Source organism: Caballeronia sp. EK (assembly GCF_014384845.1).
Lineage (GTDB): Bacteria > Pseudomonadota > Gammaproteobacteria > Burkholderiales > Burkholderiaceae > Caballeronia > Caballeronia jiangsuensis.
In genome coordinates, this window is the sequence record NZ_JACSUE010000001.1 from 779364 (window position 1) to 804557 (window position 25194).

Genomic DNA, 25194 nt, shown 5'->3' on the forward strand with positions numbered 1-25194 from the left:
CCGCAGCGCATATGTCGTCTCTTTCCTGAGGCTGCCTTGCATGCACCGCCGATGCAAAGCAGGTTACAAGCCGTGAATTAGGCTGGAATGAGCGGGCCGGCGAGCTGACTCGAGATCCCGCGCGAGGCACTCAGGCTGCTTGCGGCTCGAAAGGAAATTGCTCGATCTCGCCGCCTTGCGCCACTACTACCGTGCTCTCCGGAATCTCCTGCCACCATCCCGGCAAATCGCCGAGCGGCTCCGACAGAACCAGAAACGCATCTTCCCCGGCCATCGCGATGCGTGGATCGTCGGGATACAACTCGTGCAGATGACGGAACGACGTGTTATGAAACAGCGAGCGCGACTCTCTTTCGCTCGAATAGCGCACCGCGACGATCTGCTCGCCGTCGGTTGCGCAGATGGTCATGTTCAGCGGATTCTCCACGCCGTGGCGGCGGCCGGTTTCCTCGACAAACGCCACCATTCGCTTGAGCGCGCTGACAGGCGCCAGTTCCAGACCGAATGTGAGCGCGAGGAAGAACAGCACTTCGGAATCGGTCGATCCTTCGATCGACGGAAATAGCTCCGGTGCGATCGCAACCATGAGATCGCGGCGCATCACCGGAAAGTTGCGCACGAGGCCGTTGTGCGCAAACAGCCACCGGCCGTGACGAAACGGATGACAGTTGGTTTCCTGCGACGGCGTGCCGGTCGCCGCGCGAATATGCGCGACGAACAGCGGCGCGTGAATCGCGCGTGCGGCTTCACGCAGATTGCGATCGCTCCATGCCGGCTGGATACAGCGATAGCGAAACGGAATGTCGGTCGGATGCCCATACCAGCCGATTCCGAAGCCATCGCCGTTGGTCGTCGTGTGGCCAAGCCGCGAATGCAGGCTCTGATCGATCAGCGAGTGCTTCGCGTTGAACAGTACGGTTTCGAGCTGAAGCGGTTTGCCGGAATAGGCGAGCCAGCGGCACATGAGATGTCTCCTGGAGAAGCGGGTCGGCATGACTTGCGCGCGCCGACGCACGGTAGCAGGAACGACGATACACGTAATCACGCTCCACCTCGAAAACGCTGTTCGCCTGTATCACGATCAGCGCAGCGGTTCGATCACGCTAGAAAGATCGATCCTGCCGCTTTCGACGACGCGCGCCGTGATGCCGCCGAATCCGCGCACCGCGTTATAGCCGCCCACGCCGAACGCCTCTTCCATGCGCGAGCACGGATGACACTCCCCGCTCGCTTCCAGCACCGCGCCGCCGATACGAAAGCGCCGGTCCTTCAGCGCGTGAAGATTCATGCCCGCCGTGACGATATTGCGCCGCAGATCCAGGGGCGAAACGTCATCGAGACCGAGGTGGCTCGCTATCGCGCGCAGGCTCTCCGCCTGAATCAGCGTCACTTGCCGGTTGCCGCCCTTGCGGCTGTAGTGATCGCCTTCGAGACCGCCGTCCGTCAGCGCGAGTGCGAACTCGACCACGTCGAGCGGCTCGCGCCGCGTGCCGCGCAAGCCTATCCATACGACTTTGCCCGGCCTCACCGGAGCATTCATGAGACGTGCGAGAGGGGAATCGGGATTGAGCGGCATGGCATTAACCGTGAGTGATTCGCACGATTTTATCGGTCATGCCATGCGGTAGGTTCAAAGGGGGTTTAATGCGGAAATGGCCTGGCGGCGGCATTGGCCGCGCGATGATCGTCACACGCTCGCTATGACCGAATATTCGTCGAACGATTCATGAAAACGCAGCCTGATAGATCTTCGGTGTCACGCCGGTCTGCTGCTTGAAGACGCGCGTGAAGTGTGACTGATCCGCAAAGCCGGTTCGAGCGCCGACTTCTGCAATAGGTCTGCCGTCGCGCAGCATCGGCATCGCTGCACGTAAGCGTTCCTGCTGCTGAAAGGCATGAGGACTCAGTCCCGCCTCGCGCACGAAAGCGCGTAACAGCACGAACGGCGTAACGCCGAACTCCGACGCAAGCGTCGACAACGTCACCCTCGCATGAAGGTCTTCGCGCAAGCGACGCCTTATCGCACGTACCAGAGCAGGTTCGCTTCGCACTGTAGGCAGGTCGCCGGAGCGTCCAGGGTGGCGCGCGTACAAACCAACGATAGCGCAGGCCAGGGCCTCGCTGCGCTTGAAAGGATCGTCGTTTTTCTCGGAACACCAGTTCACGCCGTAGAGGTGCCGCGACAACGCATTGTCGACGACAAACGGGCTCTCCAGTTCGAATCGCTCGCGCCGTGGAATGCCAAGCCGGTCACAGTAGGCGGCCAGTTCCGCAGGCTGCACATGTTCGACGCGCATCTTCCATTGGCCGTCACCGGCAGCGGCGCCTGAATGCACCACGTCGGCATCGATGACGATGACATCACCGCGCCGGCATATGCGTCGCTGTCCCCGAACCTCGACCGCCAATTTCCCGCCGGTAATGACCGCGAGGCAATGCGTATCGTGTGCGTGCGGCGGATACCGGTGGCCGACGAACTGGCCCTTCAGCATGACGGCGTCCATTACGTCGGGTGCGCGCCAGACCTTGACCGAACGAATCGCCGATGCAGCTTTCATGATGAAACCGTCCGTGGAAGTGCTCTGAACACGTCATCATAATCCTCGAGCAGCGGCATTGTGATGCGCGGTCGCGTGTCGTGGCTATCGATGAAGTCGCACCAGCGCGCCAATGTGTCGGCCCGCTCAGCGTCCGAGCAATAGGGAACGTGCCAGGCGAAGAACGGCTCAACCACTTCATAGCCCACATATCCCAACGTGCCTTGCAGCAAATGACGCAACATGCCGCTCGCCAGTTCACCATGAATACCTTGAGCGCCGAACATGTGCTCCCGACCACCGAGTGTCACGCCGATCACGGCGCGCTTGCCGACCATGCCGCCGCGCCCGTAGATACGCTTGCCGCCATACATCGCGCCCGACAGGAAGCAGCGGTCGATCCAGCCCTTGATCAGCGCGGGCACCGAGAACCAGTAAAGCGGAAACACCAGCATCAGCGTGTCGCTGGCCAACAGTGCCTCGACCTCTCGCCGCACGTCGGGTGCAAGCGCATCGTGCTCGAGCGCGTGCCGTTGCTCCAGTGCATAGACCAGATAGTCGTTGTTGGCGCGCTCGGTGAACTCGCTGGCGCGAACCACGGGATCAAAGTTGAGCGCATACAGGTCAGAGAAGCTCACATCGTGACCGCGTAACTTCAGTACGCGTTCGGCTTCGCGGGCCATTGCTGAACAGAACGAGTGCGGCTCGGGGTGAGCGTGAACAAGGTGGACTTTAGCCATGAGGAATCGATCTCCAGATGCACGCCGGAATGAAGGCATTGAGATGGAAGAACTCCCGCTCGATCGCCTCTCGCGCCGGTAACGTAGCGCCTTCCAGAATCAAACGCCGAGTGGTCTGCAAAGCACCCGGCGGTTTAGCGGCTAGGCGCTGGGCGTATTCGTTTGCAACGGCGCGCACGTCCGCGTCCGGTACTACGCGGGACACAAAGCCATGCCGCAAGGCTTCCGATGCCGTTACCGCGCGGCCGCTCATCAGCCAGTCGCGTGCCGCGAGATCGCCTACCCTGCGAGCCAGCAACGCTGTCGCTCCCGCTTCGGGCACGATACCGAGATCGGAAAACGGAAACCGGAAGGTCGCGCTTTCGCCGGCGGCCACCCAGTCCGCGTGTAACAGCATCGTGGCGCCGAATCCAACAGCCGCGCCGTTGACAGCGGCAATCAGCGGCTTGGGCTGCTCGGCGAACGCCGCGATGCATCGCCGGATCGCACCGTCTTCGGCTTGCGGCCACAGTGTGCCGAACGCAGCGGTATCGTGCCCCGCGCAGAAGCTCTCGCCGGTTCCTTGCAGCAGCACGCAGTGCACGCGTTCGTCGCCCTGCGCGATGCGCAGCGAGTTCGCCAGCGCATCGAACATCAGACCGTCGAGCGCGTTCCGCTTGTCGGGGCGGTTCAAACTGACAGACCAGATCCGACCGATGCGCTCCGATGTAATTCGCGCTTCCATCATGCAAACAGCGAAAAGCCGCCGACCAGTTTGCTGACACGGTTCCTGGGGCCGACCAGTCCGACCGCCAGATATTGAAGCGATTCGCCGGCGTGCGCCTCCACGGCTTCGAGAAACATGGCGTAATCCGTGGTGGCCTGCCCTTGTACGGGAAAGTCCACAACGTCACACTGGGCGAGCGATTTCCGGCGAAGCTCGCTCAGTTGAAGAGCGGTTGCCTTCAGTACCGGAATGCCGATGGGAATGAGGCCCGGATGCGCCGTGCCGTCCCGCTCGACCAAAGGCGCACCGACGAGACGGCTGTGGCGCTGGCCCAGGGTGAACGCCACGACCGCCGCAGCGTTCGACGCCTTGCCCGGCGGCAACGCTTCATCGACGACGATCACACAACGCTCCAGCTTCGGCGGCACTTTCTGCGCGTCCGCCGCGATTGCTTCGGTATGCAACAGCAATGTCTCTCTCCTGAAAAAATCGACCCTGGAGAGCATGCTAGGCATTCCATTGCCAAAAGTATTGGACGATTTTGCAGCGAGCCGAGCCTATCGAGTCGAGGTCGGCGCGGACCGGCGCCGCGCGCACATCCGGATCAGCCTCTGCCGACGAACGGCATCTTTGTCGCCATGATCGTATGGAACAACACGTTGGCATCGGGCGGCAAACTCGCAAGATACGCGACCGAGCGCCCGACTATCGCCGCGTCGATCAGCGGCTCGGCTGCGAGCTCGCCGTTCGCCTGCGGCACGCCGTGCGCCATCGCCGATGCCAGCGCGCTGTGCGCATTGCCGACATCGATCTGGCCGACGGCAATGTCATGCGCGCGGCCGTCGAGCGACGCGCAGCGCGTGAGGCCCGTGACGGCGTGCTTGGTCGCCGTGTAGGCCGTCGAATTGGGCCGCGGCGCCCAGGCCGATAGCGAACCGTTATTGATGATGCGGCCGCCGCGCGGCGTCTGCGCCGACATGATCCGGAACGCGCGCTGCAGGCAAAAGAACATGCCGTTGAGGTTCACGTCGACGACCCCGCGCCATTGCTCCGCTGTCCACGTATCGAAAGGCCCGGGCGGATTGCCGACGCCCGCGTTGTTGAACAGCAGGTCGAGCCGGCCGAAATGCGCGACGACCGCATCGAACGACGAAGCCACCGCCGTCGCATCCGACACGTCGCACGATAACGCGAGCGCGCGGCCCGCGAACTCGGGGTCATGCGCGATCTCGAAGAGCGGCTCGCGCCGCCTGCCGAGCAGCGCGATGGACCAGCCGTCGCGCAGCAATTCGATTGCCGCCGCCCTGCCGATGCCCGAGCCCGCGCCCGTCACGACGCCCACGCGCGGCCCCTGCGCGCCGTCCAGTCGATTCATGCGCGCTCCGTCAATGGTTGTCGCGCGCTTCGCCGCGCGCCTCGACGATGTTCAGAAAGAGCGTCGCCGGTTCGAGACACGCGCCGCTGCCCTGCTGCCCCACCATACTTCGATAGATGGCTTCCCACGGCGTCTGGTTCGCGAGTTCGGGCCGCCTCCATACGGCACGTCGCGCGGCGAGTTCATCGGCGGATACGAGCAGATCGACACGCCGCGCGCCAAGATCGATACGCAGGCGGTCGCCGGTCCTGAGCAGCGCGATCCCGCCGCCCACCGCACTTTCCGGCGACACGTTCAGAATCGACGGACTGCCCGACGTCCCGCTCTGACGGCCATCGCCCATGGTCGGAAGCGTGTCGATGCCGCGCCGGATCAGCGCGGCGGGCGGCTGCATGTTGACCACCTCCGCGCCGCCCGGATAACCCACCGGGCCGCAATTGCGCATGACCAGGATCGAGTGTTCGTCGATGTCGAGTGAAGGATCGTCGATGCGCGCGTGATAGTCCTCCGGGCCTTCGAAGACGACTGCCTTCACCTCGAACGCGTCCGGATCGGCGGCGTTCGAGAGAAAGCGCTCGCGAAAGCGCGCGTCGATCACGCTGACTTTCATCACGGCGTTATCGAACAGATTGCCGCTCAGCACGACGTGACCGCCCGCTGCTTTCAGCGGTGTATCGAAGGCGCGAATCACCTCGCGGTCGGGCTCGGCGACGCCGGCGAGATTCTCCGCGAGCGTGCGTCCCGTCACGGTCATCGCATCGCGATGAAGCCGGCCCGCGTGCAGCAGCTCGCGCATCACGCCAGGCACGCCGCCGGCGCGATGGAACGCCTCGCCGAGAAAGCGCCCGGCCGGCTGGCAATCGACCAGCAACGGAATCTGCGCGCCTACGCGTTGCCAGTCGTCGAGCGTATGGTCCACGCCGATGTGACGCGCAATCGCGATCATATGGATCGGGCAATTCGACGACGCGCCGATCGCCGCCGCGAGCGCGACCGCGTTCTCGAACGCCTCGTGCGTCATGATCTCCGACGGCCGCAGGTTCTCCGCAATCATCGAGACGATGCGCCTGCCCGTCTCGTAGGCGAACCAGCCGCGCTCGCGGTACGGCGCGGGCACCGACGCGCAACCGGGCAGCGACATGCCGAGCGCCTCGGCGAGCGCGTTCATCGAAAGCGCGGTGCCCATCGAATTGCAATGCCCGGCGGATGGCGCGGACGAAGCCACTTTCTCCATGAACGTGTCGTAGTCGATCTGGCCGGTCGCGAGTTCCTTGCGCGCCTCCCACACGACCGTGCCCGACCCCGCCAGCTTGCCGCGATGCCAGCCGTCGAGCATCGGTCCGCCCGACAGCACGATCGACGGAATGTTGACCGTCGCCGCCGCCATCAGGCAGGCGGGCGTGGTCTTGTCGCAACCGGTCGTGAGCACGACGCCATCGAGTGGATAACCGTGCAGCACTTCGACGAGACCGAGATACGCGAGATTGCGGTCGAGCGCGGCCGTCGGACGCTTGCCGGTTTCCTGGATCGGATGCACGGGAAACTCGAGCGGAATGCCTCCCGCGTCGCGAATGCCGTCGCGCACGCGCTTCGCCAGTTCGAGATGGTGCCGGTTGCACGGCGCGAGATCAGAGCCGGTCTGCGCAATGCCCACGATCGGCTTGCCCGACTGCAACTCTTCGCGCGTGATGCCGAAGTTCATGTAGCGCTCGAGATAGAGCGCGGTCATGCCGGGATTCGACGGGTCGTCGAACCAGCGGCGGCTGCGCAGACGCTTCGGTTCGGCCGGTGACTGAGGGGAATTCAACGATGTCTCCATGAATGATCTAGCGTGCGCCCAATAGCGCTTCATGACGATCGACGAACGACGCCACCGCTTGCGCGAAGCGCTCCAGATCGCCTTCGTCGTGCGCGAGCGTCAGCACGATGAAGCCGCGCCGTGCGACATAGCAGCCGCGCTCCAGCATGTGAAAGAAGAACAGGTCCTTGAGCGGCGACTCGCCTTCGACGAAGTCCTCCACCGAATGGATCGGATGCACGCCCGCATGCAGATTCATCAACGATCCGATACCCGTGAACTGCATCGCCACGCCGCGCTCTCGACATAGCCCGTTCAATCGCGCGCGCAGCCGCTCGCCCTTTTCGCTGAGCGCGGCGGCAGCGCCCGGCGTATAGAGCCGCGAGAGACCCGCATGACCCGCCGACATCGACAGCACGTTGTTGTTGAACGTACCCGCGTGCGGCGTCGCGCCGGGCCTGCGCGGATCGAATTGCGCCATCACGTCCGCCCGGCCGCCGAACGCGCCGAACGACATGCCGCCGCCGATGTACTTGCCGAACGTCGTGAGGTCGGGCCTGATCCCGAGCAGCGCCTGCCGCCCGCCGCCCGACAGCCGCGAGGTCACGACTTCATCGAAGATCAGCAGCGCGCCGTGACGCTGCGTCAGATCGCGCAGGCCGTCGAGAAAAGCCGGTTCGCCGACGATGCAACCGCCCGCGACCTGCATCGGTTCGACGATGACCGCGGCGATTTCGTCGCCATGCGCGGCGAAGATCCGTTGCGCGCCGGCCAGATCGTTGTACGACGCGACGATGAACTCGTGGGGCACGTTCACGGGACTGTTGCCACTGCCGAAGGTCAGCACGCCGCCGTGATATCCGCCCGTGAATGCGACGACTTTCCTGCGCCCCGTGAAGATGAGCGATGCCGCGATGGCCATCAGGTTCGATTCGGTTCCAGAGTTGGTGAAGCGCAAGGACTCGACCGATTCGAAGCGTTCGCGCAACAGGCGCGCGAGCGGCACCTCCAGCGTGTTATGACCCGTCAGGTTCAGGCCGTTGTCGAGTGCTTCGACGATCGCCGCGCGTATCACGGGATGGCTGTGGCCGTACATCGCCGTCGTGTATTCGGCGAGGAAATCGGTATAGGCGTGGCCGTCAAGATCCCACAGGCGCTTGCCTTCGCCGCGCGCGATCGTCAGCGGGAAAGGCGCATAGAACAGCACCGAGCGCGTGTTGCCGCCGGGCATGACAGACAGCGCATCGAGATGGGCGGCGGCGCTCTTCGGGTTCGACTCCGCAAAGACGCCGGCGGCGCGCTCCGCGGCACGGCCGAGCCCTTCCACGTCGAGTTGTGGCGATACTGCGTTTTCAGTGGACATACGCTTCCTGGATTGTTCGAGGTTCGTTCATGATCGGTATCCCTCCCGCGTTCAATCGACCGGCACGATCGATCCGCCGGCCGACCAGTACACCGTCATCGGCGCCTTGATCCATTCGCCGCGCTGATCGAAGCGCACCTGACCGAACAGCGTATTGAAGGTCGTCTGATGCAGCGTCTTGTCGAGCGCTTCCGGAGACAGCGACTGCGCCGACGAGATCGCGTCGCCGATCATCATCGTCGCTGCATAGAACGACGGTCCCTTCTGATCCGGATTCACGCCGTAAGCGGCCTTGAAGCGCGTCTCGAAACGCTTTCCTTCCGGTAACGCGCCGAGCGGCGTGCCGCCCTGCGGACAGTACATTTTCTTGTCGAGCGCGCCGTCCGCGAGACGCGGAAATTCGCCTACGCACAGCCCGTCACCGCCCATCAATACCCCGCTGACCGCGAGATCGCGCATTTGCCGGGCAAGATAGGCGGCCTGACCGTAGTAGCCGCCGTAGAAGATGCCGTCCGGTTTCGCCGGCTTGATCTTCGACAGAACGGCCTTGAAGTCCACCGTGTGATCGGTCGAGTACTCGCGTGTCACGATGTCGATGCCGAGCTTCTTCGCCGTGGCGACGAACACATCCGCGACGCCGGAGCCATAAGCGGTGCGATCGTCGATCACGGCGACGCGCTTCAGATGCAGCGTATTGGCCGCGTAATCGGCCATCCTCGCGCCGAGCACGTTGTCGTCGGTGGTGAGGCGAAACACGTACGGATAGCCCGGAACGGTCAACGCCGGGTTCGACGCCGCGGGCGTGATCATGATCACTTTGGCGTCGTTGTAGATCTTCGACGCGGGAATCGTCACGCCCGAATTCCAGTGGCCGATGACCGCGATCACCCCGCTGTCCACGAGCTTCTGCGCGGCGGTCACGCCGGCTTTCGGGTCCGACTCGTCGTCCACCGAAATGAGCTCGAACCTGAGCGGCTGGCCGCCGAGCGTCATATGTTTCGCGTTCAGGTCATCGATCGCCAGCCTGGCGCCGCGTTCGTTGTCCTTGCCGCTTGCGGCCTGCGAGCCCGTCAACGGTCCTGCCACGCCGATCTTCACGAGCGTGTCCGCATGGACGGCCGGCGCCGCGCACGCCACGCTCAGACATAGAACGAGGGTCTTGATTGCTGCTATTTGCATGATCGTGCTCCTGTCACCGGTCGATGAGACGTTCCAGCACGCCGCGCACCGGTTCGAGCGTGGCGAATTCGTGATCCGGGCGCGCCTGCCAGTCGCCCAGCCGCTCGTTGCCGCGATTGATCCACGCGACCCGGATGCCGAGCGGTTTCGCACCGTCGATGTCCGCCCAGGTGCCGATCGAGCAATGGAAGATCTCGTCGGCATTCAGGCCGAGCGTCGCGAGCCCGGTCTTGAAGATCGTCTCGGAAGGCTTGTAGGCCCGCGCCATCTCAGCCGTCGTCACCCGCTGGAAGTAGCGCACGAGACGGCTGCGTTTCCATAGGTCCGTATCCATGTTCGTGATGGGCATCAGCGCGAAATGTTCACGGGCCCAGTCGAGGAAAGCGACGGCGTCGTCGAAAGGCGGCGAGGACTCCACCAGATGCGTGAGCAGCAGTTCGGTCAGCGCCGCCATGTCCCGGCCATCGGTGCATCCCTCCGCATGCGCTTCCAGACAGCCCGTGAGCGCATGCTGCGCGACCACGCGATAACGCATATACGCGTGGCTCCTGTACGTCTGGACCGCGCGCATGTCCCAGTCGAGATAGACGTCGGCGGCGGACTTCGCCGGATCGAGAGAGAACTGCTGCAACACCGCTTCGATGCCGCGTATGCCTCCCGTCGTCACGTCTACGAGCGTGCCGAAGTAGTCGAAGGTAAGCGCCTTGGGCTTCATGGACCGATCCTTTATGTAGTATGACTAATCAAAATGAATGTCGCGCCGCTCGCATGAGCGTCACCCTCTCCGGACAGAAAACGGGTATGCCCGAGATGTCCGTGCCGTCGATTTGCATTTACTGTACGCCGTACAATTAAATCGTGCAAGCGAGCGAATTGCCGGGTTTTCCCGCACTTGTCGCATGTCGCCACCGATTGCAGTAGAGTGACGCTCGATCGGACTCAAACTCGGGAAGTCACGTTGAGAAAAAAGGAAGAGGCAGCGCCGGAAAAGAAGCGACGGGGCCGCTCCGCGCGCGACCAGGGGCTTTCGCGGGAACGCGTCGTGGAGGCGGCGCTCGCGCTGATCGACGCAAAGGGTTACGCAAACTTCAGCCTGCGCGATGTGGCGCGGGAGCTCGGCGTCTATCCGACCGCCATCTACTGGTACGTCACGAGCCGCGACGAACTGCTGGTCGAAGTCATCACGCGCGCGCTAGGCGATCTCATTCCCGGGCCGCTTCCCGCCGGGCGCTGGCGCGACTGGCTGAAGGAACTGTTTCATCGCTACCGTCGCGCGGTCGCGCGGCATCCGAACGTCGCGCCGCTGCTCGGTTCGCAGATCATCTCGAACGCCAGTATGAATCCGGTGATGGTCGAAGCGGTGCTTCGAACGCTGTTGTCCGCGGGCTTCAAATCGGAGGAACTGATTCACGTCTATAACACCGTGATCACCGCGATGGTCGGATTCGTCACGCTCGAATTCGCCGGCCACGGCGCCGATGAGCGCGACGAATGGGAGGACAGGCTGCGCGTGCGCTTCGAGGAGCTCGATCGTGATGAGTTTCCGCTGTTGACCGCGAACATGACGCGCATGTCGAATCAGGCGTTCATCGTGCGATGGAAGGGAGGAACGAATCGCGCGCTCGAACAGAGCTTCGATCGATATATCGATGTCGTACTGGATGGACTGCAGAGACAACTGGCGGGCGATGCGGATACGCAGAAGCAATGAACCCGACAGCCGCGCAATCCGCGGCAGTCGGGTCGAATCATTCAGTCCTCTTCGTTCAGACGACCCATCGTTTCAGGCACGATGAACGCACCGATGAGGAACAGCACGCTGATCACGACGAGCGCGACCGCGAGCACGACCGGCAAATCGACAGGCGATTTCGCGACCACGGAAACCACCGTCGGCATGATGCCGCCCACTGCAAAGCCCAGATTCCACGACAAGCCCGTTCCCGATGCGCGTATCGACGTAGGAAAGCGTTCGTTCAGGAATATGAGGATCGGCGCATAGCCTGCACTGCCGAGCGTGCTCAACACGATCGCATAGAAGCCGATGAGCCACACGCCGTCCGCATGCGGCATCGCGAGATAGAGCAGCGGAAAGCAGATCAGACGCGCGACGCCGAGCCAGATGAAGCTGCGCTTGCGTCCGATCAGCGTGCTCAGATGTCCCGCCGCCGTCGATGCGATCACCACGGCCACGCTCGACCACATCAGAATCCATCCCGCGCTCGTCGCCGACGTATGCGTGACGACCTTCAGGAACGTCGGCAAGTATCCCGACGTCAGGTAATAGCCACTGCCTCCGCCGACGGTCAGCAACAGATTCACGAAAAGGATCGAGCGATACTTCTTCGAGAACAAGACGCGTAACGGCGAAGCGACCGGCCCTTGCTGCGCCGCGCCTTTCGCGCGCGCGGCCGCCTTCTTTCGTGCGGCGAGCTCGGCCCACAGCGGCGATTCTTCGAGCCTGTTGAAGACGAACACGCCGAGCACGGAACTCACGATGCCCGCGAAGAACATGCAGCGCCAGCCCCACACTTCGAACGCCGCGCCCGGAAAGATCGCGGTCGTCGCCAGATAGACGAGCGATGCGAGCAACGCGCCAAGTCCCGCGCCACCGCCGCCGACGAACCCGGACACCGCACCGCGCCACTTGAGACTGACCGTCTCCGTCCCGATCGTATGCGTCGATGCAACCACGCCTCCGACGAACACGCCCTGCACGAGACGCAGCAAAAGGAAGAGCGCGGGCGCGACGATGCCTACCTGTGCGACGGTCGGCAACATGCCGAATGCGGCCGTCGAAACACCAACGCCGACGACCGACACCACCATTGCGCGCTTGCGTCCGTGTTGATCGGCAAAGGAACCGAAGATCGCGGAGCCGAGCGGCCTCATCAACAGCGTGACGGCGAACGATGCATAAACAGCCGCGAGCGAAAGCATCGGATTGGACGACGGAAAGAACAGATGCCCCACCACCGGTGCCACGAACAGCACGACGAACAGGTCGAACAGATCGAGCGCCCATCCGAGGCACGATGCCATGACGGCGACCGCCACCTGACTTCCCTTCACATCTTGCGCGACTTCATCGCGCCGGTACACTTCGTCCATTTCCGATCTCCATGTCCAATTTTAATTTGGATACCTATCTATATGATTTTTACGTCTCGCCTTCCGGGACACCTCGCGACGGTCCTTTCCTATCGCTCCGGTTCGTATTCGCCGCTGGAAAGCTTGCGTCGCAGTATCTTTCCGACGGGCGATTTCGGTATCTGATCGACAAACACGTATTCACGCGGACGTTTGAAATTGACGAGGTCCGAGGTGCGGCAAAACTCGTCGAGTGCGCGCTCGTCGACGTAATGCGATCGCTTGACGAACGCGACTACTTTCTGGCCCCAGCGCTCGTCCTTCACGCCCGCGACGGCGACCTCATCGACGGCGGGATGCAGCGACAATACCGACTCGATATCGACCGGCGATATGTTCTCGCCGCCGCTGATAATCATGTCGTCGACGCGGCCGGTGACGTAGAGATCGCCGTCCGCATCGAGATAGCCGGTATCGCCGGTGAAGTACCAGCCGTCGCGTAACGACTTCGTGTTCGCATCGGGACGGTTCCAATAGCCTTCGAAGGCTTCATCGCCAAGCAGTTCGACGATGATCTGCCCTTCCTCGCCGCGCGCTGCAAGCTGTCCAGGCGATGCGGCGTCGAGCTTCACGACGCGCAGGCGCGTGTTGAGGCCCGCGCGTCCCGCGCTTCCGGGTTTCTTCGTCGCGTCCTGATCGATGCTGAACGTGTACACCTCGGACGAGCCGTAATGATTCACGAAGAGCTCGGGCTCGAACGCGGCCGAGCAGCGCTTGAGCAGGCCGTCGTTCATCGGCGCGCCCGCGAATCCCAGCTTCGTGACGGACCGCGTGCGCGCGCTCGAAAAGCCGGGCGCGGCGAGCAGATCGTGATATAGCGTCGGCACGAGATAGAGGCAGGTCAACGCATGCGTTTCGATCGAGTCGAGCGCGAGTTGCGCATTCCATCGCCGCACGCAGACGAAAAGTCCGTCGACGAGCGCCATCGCGAGCAGCGAGCGCACGCCCATCGTGTGATAGAGCGGCATCACGCCGAGCGTGCGTTCGCCGTGCCGATAGAGATTCTGTGCGACATGCGCGAGCGCGGCGGCTCGCTCATGCCGATGCCTGCGCGGTACGCCCTTGCCCATGCCGGTCGTGCCGGAGGTGTAGAGCATCACCGAGTAGTCGTCGGCCGCCGCTTCCGTGGCAAGCTGCGCAGGCGCGCACGCTCGAAGCACATCGAACGCATGCGTCGCACCCTCGACGTCGTCGAGGCCGATGCGCGCGATATCCTGCGCCGCCGCGCTCTGCGTCACGGCTTGCGCGGAAACGCCTTCATAGACGATCGCGCGCGCGCCCGCATCGGTCACGCTGTAGTTGAGCTCCTCGGGCTTGATACGCCAGTTCAACGGCACGATGACGATGCCCGTGAACTGACACGCCCAATGCAGCGTCGCCATCTCCCAGCGATTTTGCAGCGCGACCAGCAGACGATCGCCGCGCGTCAGGCCGAGCGCCTGGAGACCTGTCCCGACTCTGGCGATTTCGTCGAACCATTGCGCATAGGTGAACGCGATATCGCCGTCGACGAGCGCGAGCGCATGCGGGCAGCGCTCCACCGATTGCATGAACGTGCGGCCGAGATCAAACATGGCTCGCCTCCTCTTCACGCGAATGCGTCTGACGCCGCTTCGCCACGTCGAGCACCGCCGCGACGATCGGCGTATAGCCCGTACATCGGCACAGGTGGCCGGACAACATCTCGCGCACCTCGTGTTCATCGGGTTTCGGCACGCGTTGCAGGAAGTCCGTGCACGACATCAGGATGCCCGCCGTGCAAAAGCCGCACTGCAACGCATGATGACGGGCGAACGCTTCCTGAAGATCGCCGAGCGTCTGCGCCGACGCGGACAGTCCTTCCACGGTGTCGATGCGCCGTCCGTCCGCCTGCACCGCGAGCATGAGGCACGAACGCGCCGCGACGCCATCGACGAGCACCGTGCACGCGCCGCACACGCCATGCTCGCACCCGACATGCGTGCCGGTCGCGCCAAGCTCATGACGCAGGAAATCGGACAGCAGCTCGCGTGTTTCGCATGCGCCGCGACGCGTGACACCGTTGAGCTCCAGCGTCACGGCGCATGATGTGTCTTCTGCAAGTGCGAAGCGCAATGCATCGCCGGAACCTGCGTGTTGGGTCTTTCTCACTTCGCCTCCTGTATGACTTGCCATCCGAGCTGGCGCACGAGATGACGTCGATATGACGCGCTGACATTCGCGTCGTCGCGCGCGCCGAGCTTCCAACTGAAATCGTTCAGTGCGCCGCGCAGATCGTCGCCTTCTAGGCGCGGCAGGCACTCGAGCACGGGCCTGTCGGCGACGCCGCCCACGCCGATGCGGATCGAATCGTCCGTGACGAGCACCGCGCACGAGACCAGCGCGAAATCGCCATGACGCGCCGAGAATTCCGTGAAGCCGAAGCGTTGTCCTGGCTTCTTCAGCGGAAAGCGCACGGACTCGACGAGTTCGTCCGGCTCGCGCGCGGTCATCAACATGCCTTGAAAGAAATCGGCCGCGCTTAACGTGCGCTTGCGCTTCGCGGAACGCAGCGTGACGTCGCCGCCGAGCGTGAGCAGCGCGAGCGGAAGTTCCGCGCTCGGATCCGCATGCGCGATGGAGCCGCATACGGTGCCGCGATTCCTGATCTGAAAATGCGAAATAAGGGGGAACGTCATGCGCAGGAGCGGCACTTCATCGTCGAGCGTCTTGCGCCATTCGACGCTGCCTTGCGTCGCCGCCGCGCCCACGACGAGATGTCCCGACTCCACGCGCACCGTGTTCAGTTCCGCGGTGCGCGAAATGTCGATGAGCCAGCGCGGCTGCGCCAGCCGCATGTTGAGCACCGCCATGAGCGACTGGCCGCCCGCGAGCACGCGCGCGTCGGCGCCGGCCTGCGCAAGCGCGTCGAGCGCGTGGCGCGTGTCCTGCGCGCGCAGATAGGCAAACGGCGCGGGCTTCATGACGACCTCCGCAGTTTCGCGAGCATGCGTCCGAGCCACGATGCATTCGCGCGCACGGCCTTGCCCGATGCCTGTCTTCCAAGCGATTCGAAGAGTTGCCGCAATACCACCTGCGCCGCGCCTTCGAGCATGCGTGCGCCGACCGCCGCGACCTTGCCCGACACCTGCGCTTCGTAGTCGTACGCGAGCAGCGTGCCTTTCGCGGTCGGCTCCAGCCTGACGAGGCCTTCGCCCTGCGCGCTGCCGAGCGGCGATATGCCCGCGCCCGCGAGACGCAGGCTACGCGGTGCATCGATGTCGGAGAGACCGATCTTCGCCTCGAAGCGCGCCTTGATCATGCCGACGCCGACCGTCACATCGGCGCGATACTGATTCGGTCCGATGGTCTCCAGCGCATGACAGCCCGGCACGACTTTCGCGAGGGCCTCGGGGTTCATCAAGACCGCGAAGATGGCCTCGGGCGTCGCTTCGAGTTCGACGGTGCCCTGCGCGGTGAGCGCCTTGCCGCCGCCGCTCACCGGCTTTTTCGCCGGCGCGGCCTCGCGATACTCGGGCCGCGACGGCGGCGGATCGTCGATGCCGATCATCGCCATGACCTTCGCCGGCGTGAGCGGCAGGCGAATGTCCGACACGCCGAGCGCATCGGCCACTGCATTCGCGATGCAGGCCGGCGTGCTCATGTTGTTGCCTTCGCCGAGTCCCTTCGCGCCGAGCGGCGTAAATGGCGAAGGCGTTTCCAGATGCACGATGACTGGATCGGGCACCTCGCATGTCGTCGGCATCAGATAGTCGGCGAGCGTGCCCGACTGAAAGCTGCCGTCCGCGCCATAACGAAACTCTTCCATCAGCGCCGCGCCCAGGCCCTGCGCGAACGCGCCGCGAATCTGGCCGTCCGCGAGCGCGGGATTGAGCAGCGTGCCCGCATCGTGCGCCGTCACATAGCGGTCGATGCGCACGCGTCCCGTCGCGCGATCGATCTCGACGCCGCACATGTCGAACGCGAAGCCGTAGCACGCGGACGTGTTGATGCGATCCTCGTCATCGGGCGGGGTCATGTTGGGCGGATTCCAGAACACGGTTTCGCGCAGCCCCGGCGACTCGCCTTCGGGCAAGAGCGCGGGCGACCAATGCGGCGCGTTGCTCGCGACGCGCGCGAACGGTAACGCTTTTTCGGGCGCCTGCCGCATGTACACGCGCCCGCCTTCGAAACACACGTCCTGCTCCGTGCAAGCGAACTGCTTCGCGAGAATGCGCGCGAGCTTGTCCTTCACGCGCGTCGCGGCGAGATGAACCGTGCCCGCGACCGCACCGGCGAACCGGCTCGAATAGTTGCCGGCGGCGACGGACCACGCGTCCTTCTGCGTGTCGAATTCGACGTTCACGACGATATCCGCCGGATCGAGACCGAGCACATCCGCGACGACCTGCGCGCACACGGTCATATGCCCTTGCCCCGCCGGCGTCGATGCAATGGTGACTATCACGCCACCCATCAGATCGACGCTCACGGTCGCGCTCGCGATCGCACCGCTCTTCGGGCCGGCCTTGCGGCGCGCTTCGGCGGGCATGACCGTCGTGATGTAACCCATGTTCGATACGGACGGCTCGACGATCGCCGCGAAACCGATGCCATACAGGCGCCCTTCGCTGCGCGCGATCTCGCGGCGCGTCTTCAGTTCGTCATGGCCGCCCTGCGCCAACGCACGCCGCAGCGCTTCCTGATAGTTGCCCGAATCGAGCAACGCGCCCGCTGCCGCGCGGTATGGAAACGCATCGGCCCTGACGAAGTTGCGGCGATAGACATCGAGCACATCGAGCTTCAGTTCGTCCGCGATGCGCTGAATCAGGCGCTCCAGCGAGAAATACACCTGCGGTCCGCCGAAGCCGCGCACGAGTCCGGTCGGCGTTTTCGTCGTCAGCGCGACGCGATTGCGCACGAGCAGGTTCGCAATGTCGTATGCGCCCGTCAGACATCCATGCATGCGATAGAACGTGGCGGGCTCGGGCGCGCGCAGATAGCCGCCGCAATCCTCGATCTGATCGTAGGACAGCGCCGTGATGCGCCCGTCGCGTTCGACGGCGGCCTCAAGCGTCGCCAAGCGCGCCGTCGCGGAGGTCGCCGCGCTCAGATGTTCGAGGCGGTCTTCGACCCACTTCACCGGCGAGCCGCATTTTCTCGATGCGAGGCACATGAGCACGACATACGGAAACACCGCCTGCTTCACGCCGAAGCTTCCGCCCGAATCGCGCGGCGCCTTGTGACGCAGACGATTGGCGGGCACTTTCAGCGCCATCGACATGACCGCGTGCAGCGAGAACGGCCCCATGAAATTCGAGGTCACGTCATAGCCTTCGTTGCCCGGCAGGCATTCCGCGATCACGACGCCGCATTCGATCGGCGCACACGTGTTGCGCGGGTAGTGCGTCGTGATCGACACGCGATGCGGCGCGTTGTCGAACGCCGCTTCCGGCTCGCCATAACGAAAGCTGCGGTCGCTGACCACGTTGCTGCCGATCTTCTCGTGAAGCACCGGCGCATCGTCGGCGACAGCCGCTTCGATCGACACCACCGGCGGCAGCGGCGCATAGTCGACCTTGACGAGATCGAGCCCGTCCTCGGCGATAGCGCGCGTCTCGCCGATCACCACCGCCACCGGCTCGCCGCTATAACGCGCGCGATCCATCGCGAGCGCCCAGTGCTCCATCGGCGACTTCACGCCGACGACGAACGGCTGCGACCATGCACGCACATCGTCGCGCGTGAGCACGGCGCGAATGCCCTTGTGCGCGAGCGCGGCGCTCACGTCGATGCTCCTGATCTCCGCATGCGCATAAGGCGAGCGCAGCACGGCGGCGTGCAGCGTGCCTGTCTTGATGGCGATATCGTCGCCGTAGCGGCCGCGGCCCGTGAGAATCGCGGGGTCTTCCAGGCGTTGCATCGGGCGGCCCACAAACGGGCGAGTGGACGCTTGCGCTTCGTCGCGACCGGAAGCGATCGTGGGCGTCTTGCGTTCCTTCAGGGCGATGTCGGTATCGGTGTCGCTCACACGTGTCTCCTGCATGGCTGTGCGAAATGTTCAGTAAGAGCGTGTCTCGCGCTTGCGGCGAGACACATCGCATCATCGATTCAATGTACTGCCCGACTGCGCAAAATCGCTTACCAAGCGGTCGGGCGAATTACCTTACAGTCCGATGCTTTTTCGCCAGGCAAGCCCTGGTGACAGACGCGACAGTTCAGCGCACGCGTGAGATCGCGTGCGCGAGGATGTGTCCACGCTCAGATCTGTACTTGCCTGGAATCCGCTTCGTACAACTGCACCACGCGGCGATACTCGCTCGGCGTGATACCCAGGTTCTGCTTGAAGAAGCGCGTGAAATGCGCGGGCGCCGAAAAACCCAGATCGTATGAGATGTCCGTCAGCGAATGCGCGCCCGCGGATAAATCGTTGATCGCCGTTTCCATACGCAGCACGTTCAAATACACGTTGGGCGTCACGCCCGTGACGCGATGAAACAGCGCGAAGAAATGCGCGCGCGACAGCCCGCAATGTTCCGCCAGACGATTCATGTCCGGTTCCGCGCCCGTGTTCTCGCGCAAGTACGCAATAGCCTTGCGGATGCGCGGATCGTTCGGACGCCGGCCCGCCAACTCCATCTGCCGCGACGACTCGTGCCAGCTTCGGCTCGGATCGATCACCGAAAGCATCAGCTCGAAGAGCAGCCCCTCCAGACGCCCGGCGGCGACGCTATCCGCCCACCACATCTCCATCGCGAGCTCTTCGGCGCGCTTCTTCGCATGGTTCGACATGCGCACGCACGACTGCGGAAAGAAGCGCGGATGACCGCCGCTCACGAGCGGATGCTGAATGGCGGTCAGCCAGTCCGGCTCGATATACATCGCGAGAATCACCGTGCGCTGCTCGGCATGTTCGATATGACGATACGCGTGCGGCTCCCACGGATTGATCAGCACCGCGGTGTCGCCGGTCAGCGGCTGGAGTTCATCGTGAACGGCGAAGAACGTGTCCGGTCCTGCCGCCTTGATCAGAAGATGGCAGTGATGATGCGCGTGCTGAATGAGCGGCGCATCCATGTCGAGCAGCGCCACTCGTCCAAAACGTCCCTGATAGATCTTGATCGCACTAGACACTCGTTTTGCCTCACTCCATGCCGCTGCCGCTTTGCGCGGCTTATTTTCGGTCGAGTTTAAACCCGCTCCGGTTCAGGAGCCCTTGAACGCGGCCCTGCGTTTTTCATGAAACGCTTCCACGCCCTCGCGGAAGTCGTCGGAACTGCGCAAGCGACTGTAGTTGAGCCCTTCCAGTTCGATGGCGACCGACAGCGGCGCATCTTCCGTGTCGTTCAGAAGCTTCTTCGCGGTGCGCTGCGCAAGCGGCGAGAACGCGAGCAGTTCGCGCACGAGCGAATCCGTGGCGCTTTCCAGTTCGGCATCGGCGACGAACTCCGTCGCGATGCCCCATTCATAAGCCTGCGATCCCGTGATGCGGCGTGAGCGCATCACGATGTCCTTCGTACGCCCGATGCCCACCATCTTCTGCAGCCGCGCGGAGCCTCCCGAGCCGGGAATCTGTCCGAGCTTCTGTTCGGGTAGCGCGTAGAGCGTCGTTTCTGTTGCGATGCGGAAATCGCAGGCAAGCGACAGCTCGAAGCCGACGCCGAAGCAATAGCCGCGATTCGCCGCGATGACCGGTTTGCTGCAACGCGCCGGCGACGCGATATTCCAGGCGAGCTTCGCCACATGCTCGGGCGATGCCTCGATGAAGCCCTTGATATCGCCGCCGCTGGAAAAATGCTCGCCCTTGGCGCGCACGACGATCACCCGTACGGCGTCGTTGGCGTCGAGCGCTTCGAACGTCAGACGCAATTGCTCGCGCTGATGCATCGACACGATATTGAACGGCGGCCGGTCCAGAACGATGTCGGCGCGCGAATCGGCGGAATTGAATTCGACGTGAAAACCGTCGAGTTCAGCGAGCAGCGAATGAGCTGGGTGAGCGAGCTGGGTCATGAATTGTCCTTCGATGAGCGATGCCTGAACGAGATCCGTTGCTTAAGCCACGGTTCAAGTATCCGCGCCTCGCTGACATCCTGCTTACCCCTGATTCCGGCGAGTTACCCATGAGTCTGATTTTGCGCCACGAAAGCGTTCCCTTGCCCGCCTTCGATAGACATGCAATACTGAACCATATGGCTCAGTATTCTGAAAGAACCCGAATCGACGCTTCGTTCGCCGCGTTGGCCGATCCCACCCGGCGCGGCGTGCTGGAGCAGTTGATGCGCGCCGATGCGTCCGTCACCGATCTCGCCGAGCGGTTTCACATGACCCTGACCGGTATGAGGAAACACATCGGCATACTGGAGCAGGCGGAGCTCGTCACCACGGAGAAGGTGGGGCGCGTGCGGACCTGCAGGCTGGGCTCGCGCCGCCTCGAAGAAGAGTCGGCCTGGATCGAGCACTACCGTCAGACGTGGGCCGCGCGCTTCGACGCGCTGGATACCGTCATCGAGGAACTCAAACGCAAGGAGAAACGCGATGGTCGCAAGCAGAGAGAATGAGCCCGGCGGCGCGAACAACCGTACTACGACGGAGCGAACGTCCGATCGCGAGATGGTCATCACGCGAACCTTCGACGCCCCGCCGCGGCTCGTGTTCGAAGCGTGGACCACGCCCGAGTTGTTCAGGCAGTGGTGGGTGCCGAAGTCGAGCGGCGCGACACTGCTTTCTTGCGAACAGGATGTCCGTGTCGGCGGCGGCTATCGTCTGGAGTTTGCGCATCCCAGGGCGGCGGCGCCCATGGCGTTCTTCGGCAGATACCTCGAAGTCGTGCCGAACGCCCGCCTGGTCTGGACCAACGAGGAAAGCGAGGACGGCGCCGTCACGACGGTGACCTTCGAGGAGAAGGACGGCAAGACGCTGCTGGTGATGCGCGAACTCTATCCGTCGAAGGAAGCACTCGACATCGCCATCGAAGGAATGGATGAGGCGATGCCCGAGACGTTCGAGCAGCTGGATCAATTCCTGATTGCCCGTGGCGCGGGGGCGGAACGGAGCTGAAGTCGTCGTTCGTACCGCTGCGTCGAACGGAATCGACCGAGTTACTCTATGGTTCCATCACATCACTCTGAGCCGAACATGAACGTATCCGAACGCCTCGCACAGGCGGGCCTCGAATTGCCGCCGCCCATCGAGCCGCTCGGCTCCTATCGAACGGTCTCCATTTCGGGGAGTCAAGTCTATGTCTCCGGTCTCGGGCCCTTCGAGAATGGCAAGCCGATCGTCGGAATAGTCGGCGGCGATGTGTCTCTGGAAAGGGCTCAGCACGCTGCACGTCTGACGATGCTCATGATCCTGGCGTGCGTCGATCAGGCATGCGGGCTCGACAACATCGACAGATGCAGCCGGCTGACCGTGTACGTGCGTGCCGATCAGTCGTTCACCCAGCATCCGCAAGTAGCCAATGGCGCCAGTGACCTCCTGCTGACATTGTTTGGGCAAGACAAGCTTCCGGCTCGAAGCGCTCTAGGGGTGTACACGTTGCCGATGGGTATCCCGGTAGAGATCGACAGCATCTTCGAATTGAAGCGATAAAGATGCGCCGGTTCGCGCTATACCTCGCCCGCGATCAATACTCGATACCCGAATCCAGCGGATAGACAGGCCGCCTCAGGTTCTCGAACGAGAAAAGGCCATAGTCGGAGCTCGTGACGCCACGGCTATCGCATTCGACGAGTCCGCCCGAAATCGGCACGAACACCGGGCGGCAATACATGCGCGACTTGAGTATCAGAAACCTCGCGCCGCGCGGATCGATACCAACGCTCTCGAACACGCCAAGGTCCCACGGTTCGTGCGTCCGCTCCGTGACCAGGATGCGCGCAACCGGCGTTTCCAGAACCGCGGCGCGACCCATATATGCGCGTTGTCCCGTGTAGGTTGGGCCGCTGATGATGTACTCGCCATCGGTCAGCGCGCGCACGATACCCGTCACTTCGAGCGGCGGCTTTCCGCGTGATGCCACGCTTGCAAGCTTGTTGCCGATGCCGACCGTGACCGTCGCGCCCTCGCCTGCTTCAAAGAGCGTGGCCACCGCTTCGGGATCGCACAAAGGCCCGACGACGATCCCATCGAGGCCTTGCTTCAACGCCTCTTCGAATGCATCGGTCGTGTCGCATGTTCCGCCCGACATGCAGTTGTCGCCGTGATCGAGGAGCAGCAGGGGCTTGTCGGTCTCGCGCGCGAGTGCGGCGCCTTCGCTTATCGAATGCGCAAGCGGCGCGCTGCGATACACGAAGTCATCGCGCTCTTCCCAGATCTGCCGCGCGATGCGGTCCGCGACTTCCTGCGCCTTCGCGCGCGCGCCGTTCGCCACGACGACGACGCTGATGCAAGGCGCGTCGATATCGGCAAGCGAGAAGCCCGACAGTACCGACACGGCCAGCACGCCATCCTCGCCCTCGGCGGCGCGAGCGGCATCGACGGCGCGCTTCATCGCACCCCCGGCGGTCGAACTCCTGAGCGTGTGCGTGAGCAGCGGCGGCTGCGCCCATGCGATCACGGGCCTCGCCTTGCCATGAATGAGATCGAGCAAGAGCCGCGCCGCATGCTCGCCGCTCTCGTACATGTCGACGTGCGGATAGGTCTTGAAGCTCGTTATCACGTCCGCGTTGTCGATCATCTTCTGCGTGACGTTCGCGTGCAGATCGAGCGACACGGCGATCGGCGCATGAGGCAGCGCACGCCGCACGCGTTCCAGCAAATCGCCTTCGCCATCGGACGAGTTTTCTGCGACCATCGCGCCGTGCAGATCGAGCATCACCGCATCACAACCGGCTGCGGCATCGACGATCGCCTGGCAGATCGCGTCATAAGCCGCAGCGGCCACGCGCCCGCTCGGATTCGCCGATGCCGATATCGGCGTGACGACCTCGGCCTGCTCGCGCTTCGCGGCATCGATGAACGCGGACATCGCCGTGCGCATGCCCGCATTCTCGCGATACGCGTCGTCCCCATAGCAGGGGCCTTCGCGCCCGAAGGCCTCGAGCGGCGTCGCGACCGGCGAAAAGGTATTGGTTTCGTGATTCATCCGCGCGATGAGAATCTTCATGCGGCCTCTCCTTCGACGCCTTCGGCAGATGCATTCGCCGCGCGCAGCATCACTTGCAGGAGCACGTTGCAGCCCGCTTCGAGATGATCGGCGCGTGCATCCTCGATTTCATTGTGACTGATGCCGTCCTTGCACGGCACGAAGATCATCGCCGCAGGCGCCACACGCGCGAGATACACGGCGTCGTGTCCCGCGCCGCTCACGATATTCATCGAGTTCAGGTCGAGCGCCTGCGCGCTCTCTCGCACCGAAGCAACCAGCGATGCTTCGAACGGCTGCGGCGCGAAGTAGACAACTTCGTCTACCTGCACCGGCAAGCCCGCTTGCGCGCACGCTTCGCGCAATGCACGGTCCATCGCGAGGAGCGCGGCGTCGTCTGCGGCGCGCAAATCGACGCTCAGCTTCACGCGCCCCGGAATCACGTTGCGCGAATTCGGATGCACGTCCACCCAGCCGACCGTGCCGCGTCCATGCGGCGCGTGATCGAGCGCGATGCGATTGACCGTGCGAATCAGATCGGCGGCGGCCAGCAGCGCATCGCGGCGCAACTCCATGGGCGTCGGGCCCGCGTGCGCTTCCATGCCGTCGATCGTCACGTCGTACCAGCGCTGGCCGAGTGCGCCCTGCACGACGCCGATCACCGTGTCGTTCGCCTCCAGCACCGGTCCCTGCTCGATATGCGCTTCGAAATACGCGCCCACGTCATGCGCCGCAACGCGTTCGCCCGCATAACCGATGGATGCGAGCGCATCGCGCACCGATACGCCTTCGCGATCCGTCTGCGCCAGCGCATGATCGAGCGTGAATGCGCCCGCGAACACGCCTGAGCCCATCATCACCGGCACGAAACGCGAGCCTTCCTCATTGGTCCATACGGCGACTTCGAGCGGCGCTTTCGTGCGCACGTTGTTGTCGTTCAGCGTGCGCAAGACTTCGAGGCCCGCCAGAACGCCGTAGTTGCCGTCGAACTTGCCGCCGGTCGGTTGCGTATCGATGTGGCTGCCCGTCATCACGGGCGGCAGATCGTCGCGCGTGCCCGCGCGGCGCGCGAAGATATTGCCGATCGCATCCACGCGCACCGTGCAGCCGACTTCCTTCGCCCATGCGACGAAAAGATCGCGGCCCTGCTTGTCGAGCGGGGTAAGCGCCAGTCGGCATACGCCGCCCTTTGGCGTCGCGCCGATGCGCGCGAGCTCCATCAGGCTGTTCCAGAGACGCGCACCGTCGATGCGCAAGCCGGCCAGCGCCGGCAGATCATGAGCTTGCATGAAGAGTTCC

24 protein-coding genes are annotated in these 25194 nt (G+C 63.7%); 4 read left to right on the forward strand and 20 right to left on the reverse strand.

All coding sequences use genetic code 11. The features are described from left to right. Positions 1-130: 130 nt before the first annotated feature. The 11 genes from IAG25_RS03255 to IAG25_RS03305 form a co-directional block, all read right to left on the reverse strand. Positions 131-964: a class II glutamine amidotransferase gene (locus IAG25_RS03255; protein WP_187603492.1), complete on the reverse strand. Its 834-nt coding sequence runs from the start codon at positions 962-964 to the stop codon at positions 131-133. 117 nt (positions 965-1081) lie between these two features. Beyond that, positions 1082-1576 carry an MOSC domain-containing protein gene (locus tag IAG25_RS03260; RefSeq protein ID WP_187603493.1) on the reverse strand — a complete coding sequence of 165 codons (495 nt, stop codon included), beginning with the start codon at positions 1574-1576 and terminating at the stop codon, positions 1082-1084. Positions 1577-1724: 148 nt separating this feature from the next. Then, entirely contained in the window at positions 1725-2558 is an 834-nt protein-coding gene (locus tag IAG25_RS03265; RefSeq protein WP_187603494.1) for an AraC family transcriptional regulator, read from the reverse strand. Further along, positions 2555-3277 carry an NAD(P)H-dependent oxidoreductase gene (locus IAG25_RS03270; protein WP_187603495.1) on the reverse strand — a complete coding sequence of 241 codons (723 nt, stop codon included), beginning with the start codon at positions 3275-3277 and terminating at the stop codon, positions 2555-2557. The genes IAG25_RS03265 and IAG25_RS03270 overlap by 4 nt, the downstream gene beginning before the upstream one ends. After that, entirely contained in the window at positions 3270-4004 is a 735-nt protein-coding gene (locus IAG25_RS03275) for an enoyl-CoA hydratase/isomerase family protein (RefSeq protein WP_187603496.1), read from the reverse strand. The genes IAG25_RS03270 and IAG25_RS03275 overlap by 8 nt, the downstream gene beginning before the upstream one ends. Further along, entirely contained in the window at positions 4001-4489 is a 489-nt protein-coding gene (locus IAG25_RS03280) for a DUF2000 domain-containing protein (protein ID WP_187603497.1), read from the reverse strand. Before IAG25_RS03280 ends, IAG25_RS03275 begins: the two co-directional genes overlap by 4 nt. A gap of 98 nt (positions 4490-4587) precedes the next feature. Next, positions 4588-5358 (reverse strand): SDR family oxidoreductase, encoded by a 771-nt coding sequence (locus tag IAG25_RS03285; protein ID WP_187603498.1) that lies wholly within the window; start codon positions 5356-5358, stop codon positions 4588-4590. Between the two features lie 10 nt (positions 5359-5368). Beyond that, positions 5369-7165 carry an IlvD/Edd family dehydratase gene (locus IAG25_RS03290; protein WP_255503489.1) on the reverse strand — a complete coding sequence of 599 codons (1797 nt, stop codon included), beginning with the start codon at positions 7163-7165 and terminating at the stop codon, positions 5369-5371. A 19-nt stretch (positions 7166-7184) separates the two neighbouring features. After that, positions 7185-8519, reverse strand: a complete 1335-nt coding sequence (locus IAG25_RS03295) for an aspartate aminotransferase family protein (RefSeq protein WP_187603500.1) — start codon at positions 8517-8519, stop codon at positions 7185-7187. Positions 8520-8570: 51 nt separating this feature from the next. Further along, positions 8571-9698 carry a branched-chain amino acid ABC transporter substrate-binding protein gene (locus tag IAG25_RS03300; protein ID WP_187603501.1) on the reverse strand — a complete coding sequence of 376 codons (1128 nt, stop codon included), beginning with the start codon at positions 9696-9698 and terminating at the stop codon, positions 8571-8573. A gap of 13 nt (positions 9699-9711) precedes the next feature. Beyond that, positions 9712-10413 (reverse strand): HAD family hydrolase, encoded by a 702-nt coding sequence (locus IAG25_RS03305; RefSeq protein ID WP_187603502.1) that lies wholly within the window; start codon positions 10411-10413, stop codon positions 9712-9714. Positions 10414-10656: 243 nt separating this feature from the next. Here IAG25_RS03305 and IAG25_RS03310 point away from each other — a divergent pair, with 243 nt between their 5' ends. Then, entirely contained in the window at positions 10657-11409 is a 753-nt protein-coding gene (locus tag IAG25_RS03310; protein ID WP_035498086.1) for a TetR/AcrR family transcriptional regulator, read from the forward strand. 41 nt (positions 11410-11450) lie between these two features. Here the strand turns inward: IAG25_RS03310 and IAG25_RS03315 are convergent, their stop codons facing one another. The 7 genes from IAG25_RS03315 to IAG25_RS03345 form a co-directional block, all read right to left on the reverse strand. Next, entirely contained in the window at positions 11451-12809 is a 1359-nt protein-coding gene (locus IAG25_RS03315; RefSeq protein ID WP_187603503.1) for an MFS transporter, read from the reverse strand. Positions 12810-12898: 89 nt separating this feature from the next. Further along, the gene (locus IAG25_RS03320; RefSeq protein WP_187603504.1) at positions 12899-14422 is read right to left on the reverse strand and encodes an AMP-binding protein; all 1524 of its coding nucleotides are present in this window, start codon (positions 14420-14422) and stop codon (positions 12899-12901) included. Continuing rightward, positions 14415-14978 carry a (2Fe-2S)-binding protein gene (locus IAG25_RS03325; protein ID WP_375336494.1) on the reverse strand — a complete coding sequence of 188 codons (564 nt, stop codon included), beginning with the start codon at positions 14976-14978 and terminating at the stop codon, positions 14415-14417. The genes IAG25_RS03320 and IAG25_RS03325 overlap by 8 nt, the downstream gene beginning before the upstream one ends. Next, positions 14975-15790, reverse strand: a complete 816-nt coding sequence (locus IAG25_RS03330) for an FAD binding domain-containing protein (RefSeq protein ID WP_187603506.1) — start codon at positions 15788-15790, stop codon at positions 14975-14977. Before IAG25_RS03330 ends, IAG25_RS03325 begins: the two co-directional genes overlap by 4 nt. Beyond that, a complete protein-coding gene (locus IAG25_RS03335) occupies positions 15787-18786 on the reverse strand; it encodes a xanthine dehydrogenase family protein molybdopterin-binding subunit (RefSeq protein ID WP_309243918.1) in 3000 nt (999 codons plus the stop codon). Before IAG25_RS03335 ends, IAG25_RS03330 begins: the two co-directional genes overlap by 4 nt. A gap of 281 nt (positions 18787-19067) precedes the next feature. Beyond that, the gene (locus IAG25_RS03340; RefSeq protein ID WP_187603508.1) at positions 19068-19940 is read right to left on the reverse strand and encodes a helix-turn-helix transcriptional regulator; all 873 of its coding nucleotides are present in this window, start codon (positions 19938-19940) and stop codon (positions 19068-19070) included. Positions 19941-20012: 72 nt separating this feature from the next. Next, on the reverse strand, positions 20013-20819 hold the full coding sequence (locus IAG25_RS03345) for an enoyl-CoA hydratase/isomerase family protein (RefSeq protein WP_187603509.1): 807 nt from the start codon (positions 20817-20819) through the stop codon (positions 20013-20015). A gap of 110 nt (positions 20820-20929) precedes the next feature. Between IAG25_RS03345 and IAG25_RS03350 the strand changes: the two genes are divergently transcribed. The 3 genes from IAG25_RS03350 (at position 20930) to IAG25_RS03360 (ending at position 22400) form a co-directional block, all read left to right on the forward strand. Next, a complete protein-coding gene (locus IAG25_RS03350) occupies positions 20930-21367 on the forward strand; it encodes an ArsR/SmtB family transcription factor (RefSeq protein ID WP_255503490.1) in 438 nt (145 codons plus the stop codon). 52 nt (positions 21368-21419) lie between these two features. Further along, positions 21420-21866: an SRPBCC family protein gene (locus IAG25_RS03355; RefSeq protein ID WP_255503491.1), complete on the forward strand. Its 447-nt coding sequence runs from the start codon at positions 21420-21422 to the stop codon at positions 21864-21866. A gap of 78 nt (positions 21867-21944) precedes the next feature. Further along, on the forward strand, positions 21945-22400 hold the full coding sequence (locus IAG25_RS03360) for a RidA family protein (protein WP_187603511.1): 456 nt from the start codon (positions 21945-21947) through the stop codon (positions 22398-22400). Positions 22401-22434: 34 nt separating this feature from the next. Here the strand turns inward: IAG25_RS03360 and IAG25_RS03365 are convergent, their stop codons facing one another. Both IAG25_RS03365 and IAG25_RS03370 read right to left on the reverse strand, forming a co-directional pair. Continuing rightward, positions 22435-23916, reverse strand: coding sequence for a M81 family metallopeptidase (locus IAG25_RS03365; protein WP_187603512.1), 1482 nt, complete (start codon positions 23914-23916; stop codon positions 22435-22437). Beyond that, entirely contained in the window at positions 23913-25184 is a 1272-nt protein-coding gene (locus tag IAG25_RS03370) for a Zn-dependent hydrolase (protein WP_187603513.1), read from the reverse strand. The genes IAG25_RS03365 and IAG25_RS03370 overlap by 4 nt, the downstream gene beginning before the upstream one ends. Between the last annotated feature and the right edge of the window lie 10 nt (positions 25185-25194).